The sequence below is a fragment of the Flavobacterium sp. Leaf82 genome (genome assembly GCF_001422725.1).
GTDB lineage: Bacteria > Bacteroidota > Bacteroidia > Flavobacteriales > Flavobacteriaceae > Flavobacterium.
Map to the genome: position 1 here is coordinate 1 of NZ_LMMA01000022.1, position 11,107 is coordinate 11,107.

The 11,107-nt window shown below is 34.7% G+C and carries 6 protein-coding genes and 1 pseudogene; 1 reads left to right on the forward strand and 6 read right to left on the reverse strand.

The genetic code is table 11. The annotated features are described in order from the left end of the window. The 5 genes and pseudogenes from ASF10_RS24425 to ASF10_RS12445 all read right to left on the reverse strand — a co-directional run. On the reverse strand, positions 1 to 2,544 hold a 2,544-nt coding region (locus ASF10_RS24425), incomplete at both ends, for an Ig-like domain-containing protein (protein WP_206743362.1). A gap of 1 nt (position 2,545) precedes the next feature. Next, a pseudogene (locus ASF10_RS24710) lies at positions 2,546 to 6,384 on the reverse strand (Ig-like domain-containing protein); the annotation flags it as partial. 11 nt (positions 6,385 to 6,395) lie between these two features. After that, positions 6,396 to 7,052 (reverse strand): hypothetical protein, encoded by a 657-nt coding sequence (locus ASF10_RS12435; RefSeq protein ID WP_131726534.1) that lies wholly within the window; start codon positions 7,050 to 7,052, stop codon positions 6,396 to 6,398. Positions 7,053 to 7,994: 942 nt separating this feature from the next. Next, positions 7,995 to 8,138 (reverse strand): helix-turn-helix domain-containing protein, encoded by a 144-nt coding sequence (locus ASF10_RS24715; protein WP_082472434.1) that lies wholly within the window; start codon positions 8,136 to 8,138, stop codon positions 7,995 to 7,997. Beyond that, positions 8,129 to 8,863 (reverse strand): helix-turn-helix transcriptional regulator, encoded by a 735-nt coding sequence (locus ASF10_RS12445; RefSeq protein ID WP_131726535.1) that lies wholly within the window; start codon positions 8,861 to 8,863, stop codon positions 8,129 to 8,131. The genes ASF10_RS24715 and ASF10_RS12445 overlap by 10 nt, the downstream gene beginning before the upstream one ends. A gap of 516 nt (positions 8,864 to 9,379) precedes the next feature. On the opposite strand from ASF10_RS12445, the gene ASF10_RS12450 reads away from it, so the two are divergent. After that, entirely contained in the window at positions 9,380 to 9,613 is a 234-nt protein-coding gene (locus ASF10_RS12450; protein WP_056249638.1) for a hypothetical protein, read from the forward strand. Between the two features lie 177 nt (positions 9,614 to 9,790). Here ASF10_RS12450 and ASF10_RS12455 read toward each other — a convergent pair whose 3' ends face one another. Further along, positions 9,791 to 10,906: a hypothetical protein gene (locus tag ASF10_RS12455; protein ID WP_056249639.1), complete on the reverse strand. Its 1,116-nt coding sequence runs from the start codon at positions 10,904 to 10,906 to the stop codon at positions 9,791 to 9,793. Positions 10,907 to 11,107 lie beyond the last annotated feature (201 nt).

Below are 11,107 nucleotides of genomic sequence, written 5' to 3' on the forward strand. Positions count from 1 at the left end.
ATCTGAATCTAAAGCAAGTGGATTTAGAGTTAAACTTCCGTCTTCTGCAACTGTGTAAACATCATCAACTGCAACCGGATTATCATTAACCGAAGTTACTGTAATAAGTTGGTTTGCTGTAGCAGTTCCACCTTTTCCATCACTAATAACATAAGGGAAACTAATTGCCGTAGCTGAATTGAAGTTTGCATCAGGAGTGAAAGTAATTACGCCTGTAGCAGATATATTTACTGTTCCGTTTGGTACAGTTATAACCTGAGCTAAACCTGTTAAAGTCGTTCCGTTGATTGAAGTTATTGTCAATGTATCTCCATCAACATCTGAATCTAAAGCCAAAGGATTCAAAGTTAAACTTCCGTCTTCTGCAACTGTATAAACATCATCAACTGCAACCGGATTATCGTTAACCGAAGTTACCGTAATAAGTTGGTTTGCTGTAGCAGTTCCACCTTTTCCATCACTAATTACATAAGGGAAACTAATTGCTGTAGCCGAATTAAAGTTTGCATCAGGAGTAAAAGTAATCACGCCAGTAGCAGAAATATTTACTGTTCCGTTTGGTACTGTAATTGTTTGTGCAGAACCTGTTAAAGTAACTCCGTTGATTGACGTAATTGTCAATGAATCTCCGTCAACATCTGAATCTAAAGCCAAAGGATTTAGAGTTAAACTTCCGTCTTCTGCAACTGTGTAAACATCATTAACTGCAACCGGATTATCATTAACCGAAGTTACTGTAATAAGTTGGTTTGCTGTAGCAGTTCCACCTTTTCCATCACTAATTACATAAGGGAAACTAATTGCTGTCGCCGAGTTAAAGTTCGCATTTGGAGTAAAAGTAATCACACCTGTTGCCGAGATATTTACTGTTCCGTTTGGTACAGTTATAATCTGAGCTAAACCTGTTAAAGTTGTTCCATTGATAGAAGTAATTGTTAAAGTATCTCCGTCAACATCTGAATCTAAAGCAAGTGGATTTAAAGTAACTGTGTTATCTTCTGCAACTGTATAAGTATCATCAACTGCAACCGGATTATCATTAACCGAAGTTACTGTAATAAGTTGGTTCGCTGTAGCAGTTCCACCTTTTCCATCACTAATTACATAAGAGAAACTAATTGCTGTAGCCGAATTAAAGTTTGCATCAGGAGTAAAAGTAATTACACCCGTTGCCGAGATATTTACTGTTCCGTTTGGTACTGTAATTGTTTGTGTAGAACCTGTTAAAGTTGTTCCGTTGATAGAAGTAATTGTCAAAGTATCTCCATCAACATCTGAATCCAGATTTAAAGGATTTAAAGTTAAACTTCCGTCTTCTGCAACTGTATAAGTATCATCAACTGCAACTGGATTATCATTTACAGAAGTTACCGTAATAAGTTGGTTTGCAGTAGCTGTTCCGCCATGTCCATCGCTGATAACATAAGGGAAACTAATTGCTGTAGCCGAATTAAAGTTTGCATCAGGAATAAAAGTAATCACACCTGTAGCAGATATATTTACTGTTCCGTTTGGTACAGTTATAACCTGAGCTAAACCTGTTAGAGTTGTTCCGTTGATTGACGTAATTGTTAGAGTATCTCCGTCAACATCTGAATCTAAAGCAAGTGGATTTAAAGTAACTGTGTTATCTTCTGCAACTGTGTAAACATCATTAACTGCAACCGGATTATCGTTAACCGAAGTTACCGTAATAAGTTGGTTTGCCGTAGCAGTTCCACCTTTTCCATCGCTGATTACATAAGGGAAACTAATTGCTGTAGCCGAGTTAAAGTTCGCATTAGGAGTAAAAGTAATAACACCTGTAGCTGAGATATTTACTATTCCGTTTGGTACAGTTATAGTTTGAACCCCACCAGTTAAAGTCGTTCCGTTGATTGACGTAATTGTTAAAGTATCTCCGTCAACATCTGAATCTAAAGCAAGTGGATTTAGAGTTACTGTGTTATCTTCTGCAACTGTGTAAACATCATCAACTGCAACTGGATTATCGTTAACCGCCGTTACCGTAATAAGCTGATTCGCCGTAGCAGTTCCGCCTTTTCCATCGCTAATTACATAAGGGAAACTAATTGCTGTAGCAGAATTAAAGTTCGCATCAGGAGTAAAAGTAATCACGCCTGTTGCCGAGATATTTACCGTCCCGTTTGGTACTGTAATTGTTTGTACAGAACCTGTTAAAGTTGTTCCGTTAATAGAAGTGATTGTTAAAGTATCTCCGTCAACATCTGAATCTAAAGTAAGTGGATTAAGTGTTACTGTATTATAAGTATCATCAACTGCAACCGGATTATCATTAACCGAAGTTACAGTAATAAGTTGGTTTGCTGTAGCAGTTCCGCCTTTTCCATCACTGATTAAATAAGGGAAACTAATTGCCGTAGCCGAGTTAAAGTTCGCATCAGGAGTAAAAGTAATCACGCCTGTAGCAGATATATTTACTGTTCCGTTTGGTACAGTTATAACCTGAGCTAAACCTGTTAAAGTTGTTCCGTTGATAGAAGTGATTGTTAAAGTATCTCCATCAACATCTGAATCTAAAGCNTTTACTGTTCCGTTTGGTACAGTTATAACCTGAGCTAAACCTGTTAAAGTTGTTCCGTTGATAGAAGTGATTGTTAAAGTATCTCCATCAACATCTGAATCTAAAGCCAAAGGATTCAGAGTTAAACTTCCGTCTTCTGCAACTGTATAAACATCATTAACTGCAACCGGATTATCGTTAACTGCAGTTACCGTTACGGTAATAGTAGCAATATTGGAAACCGCTCCGTCATTATCATTTACTGTATAATTGATTGGTGTAGCTGCTCCGTTAAAATTTAATACAGGAGTAAAAGTTACAATTCCTAAGTTATTTACAGTATATGTTCCTTGTCCAATAACTGTAAAAGTATTTTGGATTCCCGGCGTTGCAGGATCTAAATCTACCGTTGCTTTATTGATTGTTCCGTCAACATCAGTATCGTTTGCTGTTACATCAATAGTTACAGCCGTATCTTCATTGGTAGTTTCTGTATCGTTATTAGCAACTGGATTATCGTTAACCGAAGTTACCGTAATAAGTTGGTTTGCTGTAGCAGTTCCACCTTTTCCATCACTGATTACATAAGGGAAACTAATTGCCGTAGCTGAGTTAAAGTTCGCATTCGGAGTAAAAGTAATTACGCCCGTTGCTGAGATATTTACTGTTCCGTTTGGTACTGTAATTGTTTGTGCAGAACCTGTTAAAGTTGTTCCGTTGATTGAAGTAATTGTTAAAGTATCTCCATCAACATCTGAATCTAAAGCAAGTGGATTTAAAGTAACTGTGTTATCTTCTGCAACTGTGTAAACATCATTAACTGCAACCGGATTATCGTTAACTGCAGTTACCGTTACGGTAATAGTAGCAATATTCGAAACCGCTCCGTCATTATCATTTACTGTATAATTAACTGGAGTTGCTGCTCCGTTAAAATTTAATACCGGAGTAAAAGTTACAATTCCTAGGTTATTTACAGTATAAGTTCCTTGTCCAGCAACTATAAAAGTATTTTGGATTCCTGGAGTTGCAGGATCTAAATCTACCGTTGCTTTATTAATTGTTCCGTCAACATCAGTATCGTTTGCCGTTACGTCAATAGTTACAACCGTATCTTCATTTGTCGTTTTCGTATCATTATTGGCAACTGGATTATCGTTAACCGAAGTTACAACAAAAGTAATATCTGCATTATCACACAATCCAAATGTATCGCATAACGTATACGTAATTTTTGCCGTTCCGTTATAATTATCTGCCGGATTAAAAGTTACAATTCCGGTAGTTGTATTTAATGTCCAAACACCTTTTGCGTCAGTATATGTGGTTTGAATACCTGCCACAGCCGGATCTAAATCGACAGTAAATTGTCCAGCTCCATTTACCGGAGCAGTTGGATTACCATCTTCATCTGTATCATTAGAAAGTATATTAACTGTACCATTAGCTCCATCTTCGGTTAAAGGAGAAGCACTAAGATCATCATCATTTGCAACCGGTGCATGATTTACCGTTGCTGTAGCTGATCCTGAATTATTTCCCGGAGTTGGATCATTCTGTCCTCCAGAAATAGTAGCAGTATTGGCATAAGAACCAGTCGCATTCACTTTTGCTACAATACTAAGGGTTGCAGTTGCTCCGTTAGCAAGGTTCCCAATAGTCCAATTTGGTGCTAACCAAGTTCCTGTTGAAGGCGTTGCGCTAACAAAAGTATAACCTGCCGGAATCGCATCGCTTACGGTAACTCCGGTAGCACTACTTGGTCCCGCATTAGAAGCAGTAATAGTAAAGGTTACATCACTGCCTACATTATGCGTACCTGTACTTACAGTTTTAGCAACCGAAAGATTAGTTTGTACTAAAGGCGTTGCTGTTGCACTATTATTTACAGTATTTGTATCAGGATCATTTCCGGTAACGGTAGCTGTATTAGCATATGGTCCAGAAGCATTTACTGTTGCTACAATCGACAAAGTTTCACTTGTACCGCTTGTAAGGCTTCCAACAGTCCAGTCTGGTGCTGTCCATGTTCCTGTTGAAGGTGTTGCACTTACAAAAGTATAACCAGCAGGTAAAACATCATTTACCTTAACACCGGTAGCTTTATAAGGCCCGTTATTTTTAGTTGTAATTGTAAAAGTACTGTTACTTCCCACACTGGCATTAACAACATCAACTGTTTTTGTAACCTCTAAATCTATCGGACAAAGCGATGCTTCAAAAGTTCTGCTTGTTTCTGTAGGTGCTCCACAGGCATTTGCAACAGTATATTTTATTATTGCTGTACCTGCAGCAGTAAAATTCACTGTATTTCCTGTTAAAGTAGCCGGACCGCTTACTACACTCAATGTACCACCGGCCGGAGTTGGAGTTAATAAAACAGGATCTCCAACACAATATTTAGAATCTGGTCCACCGCCTGTCGAAGCAGACTGAATAGCAGGATTCGATTCGGCACCACAAATTTGTACATTCGCTGTAGCAAAACTATAGCTGGCTTCTTCTAGAGTTGCAGCAGAACCATTACCCATACTACCATTGGTTCTATGACCAACATAACCAAATTTTGCTTCACATGCTTTAACAATCATAGAAGTATGACCTCCCGTTTCAACAGCCAGAATATCATCAGAAAGGCTTACGCCACTAGGCATACCTGGATCATTTAAACTTGCAGCTGCAGCTGTACCAGATGCTCTACCAATCAATGAGTTATTACTATTACCAAATGCGTAAAGTTTTTTAGCATTGGTAATAACATTAATTGCAGCATATGTAGCATCATGTTCCTGAGGACTTAACCATTTTATATCATTCATTACAGGACCACTTGCAGATGTATATCTTGGCTGAACCCATGATAATCTGTTAGTAGTTGTCCAGTCTCCCAATTGCTTGCTGGAATTATTACCCAAACTATACAAATTACCATCAGTAGCTAATACATAGTAAGATCTTGTTCCGGCACTTCCGGTAGAACCAATCATTTTTGGCGTTTTACCGGCAGGCAATGTCATTTTTACAGCTCTGTTTTGGTTCGCAACGATAGCAGTATTATTTCCTAATAATACGTTTGTTCCCCAAACATATATACTACCATCAGATTTCAAAGCCATAAGACCGTCAACATTTCCTCTACAGGCAACAACATCTGTCAAAAATGGATTTCCTGTATCCGAAGTTGTAACTCTGTACCAAGTTGTATCAGAAGTCGCTCCAGTTCCGTTACCTCTAACATTTAATGTTTGTGAGATTACCCAAACATCTCCGCCACAGGTTGTAAGAACTAATGTTTTAGATGTCACAAACATCATTTTAACATCACCTGGAGTTACGCCAGTTGGTAATCCGGTAGAATTTCCGCCTATTGTCAATTTTTGAAAAACTGTTCCAGTCGTAAGTGATGTAGAAAGTACAATACCAGCTGTAGACCAAGCATATAAACCATCTGTAGCCAAAACAATCCCTTGAAGATTATTTTGAGACGTACTTCCCAATCCTGCTTTCAAAGGTGTACCTGTTAGGGCTGGAAAATTTGTGCTATTTATTGTCGTAGGCGTCAATACGTTAGCATTAGTCGCGCCCGAATTTTGGATTTTCTCTCCCCAAGTCTGAAAAGAACCATCAGAAGTTCTTACAACCGTTGTATGCCAACTCGAAACAAAGTTATCATATTCGATAGTTGCAGCATTAGTATTCGATTGACTTCCAAAATTGGATAAATCAGTAGTTGCACATCCAACAGATGGATTAACACACTGAGCATTAGAAACCTGACTGAATACAAAACAGATAAACAACAAATAAATTGTAGTTTTAAAATTCAGTAGTTTATTTAAAGTAAAGTAGTTTTTTATCATAACTAATTCGGTTATTTTATTATCTGAGGAAGATTATACGTCTGTGCCTGATTATTAAAATCATAAAAATCAAACATCAAATAAGTTTCCTCATTGATTATTCCTGATACTTTATATTTTAATAATTGAATTTTATTAGCTAAAACAATCTCCTTTTCCAGCGGCTCGCCAGTCAAAGAAACTCCTAGCCCGGCAATAGACATACCTGGTGCGGGTAATTTTGTTACCGAATTATCTTTTGTAGTAATTTTTACAGGGACAGTAATTATTAAATCTGAATAACTTCTGCCTTTTTCTATTTTCTGAGAAAACTGAATTTTAGAAAAATCAAAAGTTAATTTAACCGAAGCTACTTTTATACGAAATCTTTCTGCAAACATTGGGTGATTACAAGTTTCTTCATCATGCTTCTTATTTTCCTGAAAATGAATATCATATTCACCGGTTTCATCAAATACATAATCATTGATTTCGTTACCGCGTAAGCTAATATTGATGTTATTTTTAGAATTGGAAACTGTCCACGATATCGAAGAATCAATATCTCCAAATTCAATTTTTTCACCAAAAGAAATCACTTTATAAAATTGTTGATTTTGAGTGCTGAAATTGTTTTGAGCTGTAGCTTTAAAACTTATAAATAAGATGATAAGTAAAAAATAGACCAAATGCTTTTTGATGTCCAAACAGACCTCCAGCCTATTTAAGCCTCTTTTTTTGTTATTCGATAAAATTTTTAAAAAAGTAAAGTTCCCCATATATAAATAATTAAAATTCTGTAAAAATGTAATTTGAGATTCATTTATTCCCAAATATTCTAAATAATTGATGTTCAGTATAATGACCCAATTAGTCTTGTTTTATGTAATAATATCCATTTTTAAAAATTCAAAAGCATAACAATTTTACTACATACGTAAAGTTTGCATAAAAGGTTTTATGGTTTGATTTTTTATATGAATAGTTGTAAGATGTAATGGATTAGAAACGGACATTGTGAAAAAAACGCTGTCTGTAGATTTTATTTCACTTTGATGATTTTCCTTAGAAAAAAGGAAAATGGAAAGGTTGGAATCACTAAAATTATTTCCTGACTGATTTTGGTTACGTTTCAAATTATCCCACAATTGTAAAATTGTAAGACTAATTTTTCGAGAATAAAAAGATGAAAAATATACAGATTGAAATAAAACTATATAATTTGTAAAATTATTGACCCTCCAGGTTGAAAACATAAAAACGAGTTAATCGAAAAAAGTTATTTTTAGCTAAATACCAAAATCAATTAAAACTGTTATAAAAAAAATTGCAATTTGGCAAAAACCCGATAAGGTGCACCAGTACAGCAATTTATTTTGTTTTTATAAGTAGGATTATTTTTTTGGATCGTCAAATTTATACTAAAATATAACCTGTAAATGGTCAATTAAGACATTTTTAAAAAGAAAATAAAAGAGTTTATTTTGAAAGAAAATAATTATTTATATTACTTTTTCTATTTTTATAAAGTACTAAAAATCAAATAATTAATTTAAACACACAAAAAATTAAATTATTAATCTTTTTTCGAAAAATGAAGTTCGTTTTTGTAAAAAAAAATTTTGTGAAGATCAAAATCGTATCTCCGAAGGCAGTTTACCAAATCGTTTTTTAAAACTTGCGGCAAATCTACTGGCAGAATCATAACCCGTTATAAGTGAAATATCCTGAATTTGGATATTCGATTTTTGAATTAACTGCATCGCTAAAACCATGTTTTTTTCTTTGTGATACTGAAGAGCATCGAGAAACCAAAAACAGTTTTAAAATTTGATTTTAATTTTGTCGGAGATGTATTTACTTCCTTGGCTATAGCCTCGATACCAATAAACGGAAGATGCAAATTATGTAAGATAATCTTCTCTGCCTTTGCCACATTATGATAGTCAGAATTGCTTAAGGAAACATTATCCAATATACGGCTATCATCAAAAGAATTATTAAAAAACTCCGTGATTAGTTTCATCGATTTTTTCTTTAAAGCCGGATTATCATTTTCATCTGCATTTACATTTTCGATCGCTTCAGACAATTCCTTTGCTAATTCATGTGCATTTGGCGCAATATCCAACCACGTACAAGAACCTTTATTACCGTCTAAAAACTTTTTAATTGCTTTTGAATTACTGAATTTTTTAGAAGTAAAATTTTTACTCGCCCACTCTTTTGTAATCGCAAAACTGAAAAATTTACCAACAGAACCTTCATAAAAATAACTCGATATTTCAGTATCTGGCTTGCTAAAAGTCCAGCAAGTACTTAAAAGTGTTATTGGCGCAGCATCTTTTACAGGAAATTTATACTCAAAAACAGAAAAAGTCAGCAAATAATATTCACTTAAAATATCTTTTTCATAATGAGATTTTGTAACTAAATTTTCTTTGATATTCATGTATAAAGCGAGAAGCCAAAAACCATCTTCGATTTCTCTGTAATACATTTTTATCTTGCAGAAAGAAGTCTTTAACGAAAGAAATTGTTTTAAAAAATTATGATTTATAACGGGAAGTTTTAATAAACTATCAACCATTATTTTTGGCGAATTAAATAAATACCGTAATTGATAAAGATCGTCTTTAAACAAAAAAAATGAATCTTTATTATATTTAGGTAATTTATCTAAAGGCATGTATTAAGTTTATTTAGGAGTATATTTCACTAATTTAAAAATTTCATCGCACATTTACAAGAAATAAATGCATAAAAAAGCCGGTAAAAATATCTTTACCGGCTTTTTCTATTTAAAAAATTATGTAACATATTGTATAACAAAAATTAAGAAACCCTACTAATCACAAGGTTTATTTGGTATCTTCGCAGTCCTAAAAGTTAAGTTTATGAAGACAAAAAAATTTGCCCGTATGGTATGATGGCGGTATTGGAAACAACTGCAACGCACTTAACTGCGTAGGACATCTTAGCTATACGGGTTTTATATTTCCCTAAAGTTAAGATTATGAGTACAAAAGCTCTATCAAAAGAAACCGAATTGCGTTTAAATGACTTCTTCAGCAATTCGATCGATCCTAAATTAATGGCAAAAACCATTAGAAAATTAAATTACGTTCTCGCCTTAAGTGTCATGCGAGATTGCGAAACCCTCGAAACCGAAAAATTAAACCTCGAACAAGGTTTTTACTGGTTAAACGAATTAGCAGAGATTTTGAATCCTTATCTGGATGTTGAATAATTTAAACTTTTCAACAAACATTTAAAAAAATAATTTACCCGTATAATAAGATGGCGGTATTGGAAACAACCGCAACGCTATCTTTACAGCGTAGGACATCTTAACTATACGGGTTTTATATTTCGAGTTCTTTAAGCTCGCGCGCGCGTCCCGCTCGTGAACACAATCAAAACTAAACTATTCAAGATCAAAAATATTCCCTAAATGTTCTTCCATAATAAAATACGGATTATCAGTTTGGGTTACAGCTCTCATATGAATCAAACTCGTTTTACTCATCATTCTAAGCATTTGTCGGCGTTCGCATTTTACAATCTTCCCATTTTCTTCGCGTTGTCCAGCAATAAAAGCACTTCGTCCGTGTGCGCATAAATGATTGTTTACAAAAATAACATCTCCGGAATTCGGAATATATTCACTGTTTATAAGTTCTTTTGCTTCATTCCAAAACTCTTTCAAATTATACAAAGCTTCCTGAGTTTGCCCCGCATTTTCGTTGAATATTTGCTCCGCAGCATCAAAACGAATAAACGGAAGTTCTTTATTTCCATATAAAACAGATGCCAAAGGACCAGAAACTACTTGTTCATAATCATAATTGGCATCTTTGGGACATTGATAAATTGGGTCAAATAATTTTTCGAGAACCGGATTCATTTCTCCATGAGAACGAATCGAATATAAAGTCGACGGAACTCTTTCTTCATTTCTTAAATACAGAAAACTCAAAAAATCAGCCTGATTCAGTAAAAAAGCATCTTCAGTATGAACATACAAATCTGTTTTTGATCCGGATCCGGTTTGTGTTGCCGCCATATTTTCGTCCGGAATCACGGCGTGCAAAAGTCCTCCACCCTTTCTTTGTGCATAATATTGCACCGGTTTTGATGGCACTGCGCCATGAAGAAGCGAACAAATAAAACCGTATTTATTCAGTTTTGCATAATCTGCTCCTTGCCAGTTTGGAGGCGTTGGTCCCAAATCTTCCTGATCGACCTCTAAAAGTCCCTGAAATACGATTGCGCCGTATTGATTTGCAGAAAAATCAGTACCAAACTGACTTAAAATCCTGCTAATGCGTTCCGGCAATAATTGAAAAGCATGAAGATGAAGAGCAGCTATATAATCGGGGTTTTCATAATGGTCAAAAGCCTTTACTAAAAGATTGCCAACATTCGACAAAATATTCCTCTCCTGAGGCGTTATTACTACGATTAGTGGTTTTGTAGGAATATCAAAATTTAAAACTGTTTCTGCAGAACTTTCGTCTGCAATAATTGATTGTGATTTCATTTTTTCAATTCGTTTTTTAGTTATTAAAAGATAGGGGGTGTTAAAAAATAAATCATTTATAATCAATACTATACAAAAACAACATCAATAACCGCAAAGTCAATATGTACGTGCATTCGTATATTTTTTTTCACATTTATTTTTTTTATTCAGATTAATTTATACATTTGTTTCGAACTATTTTTATTTATTCTAAATAAT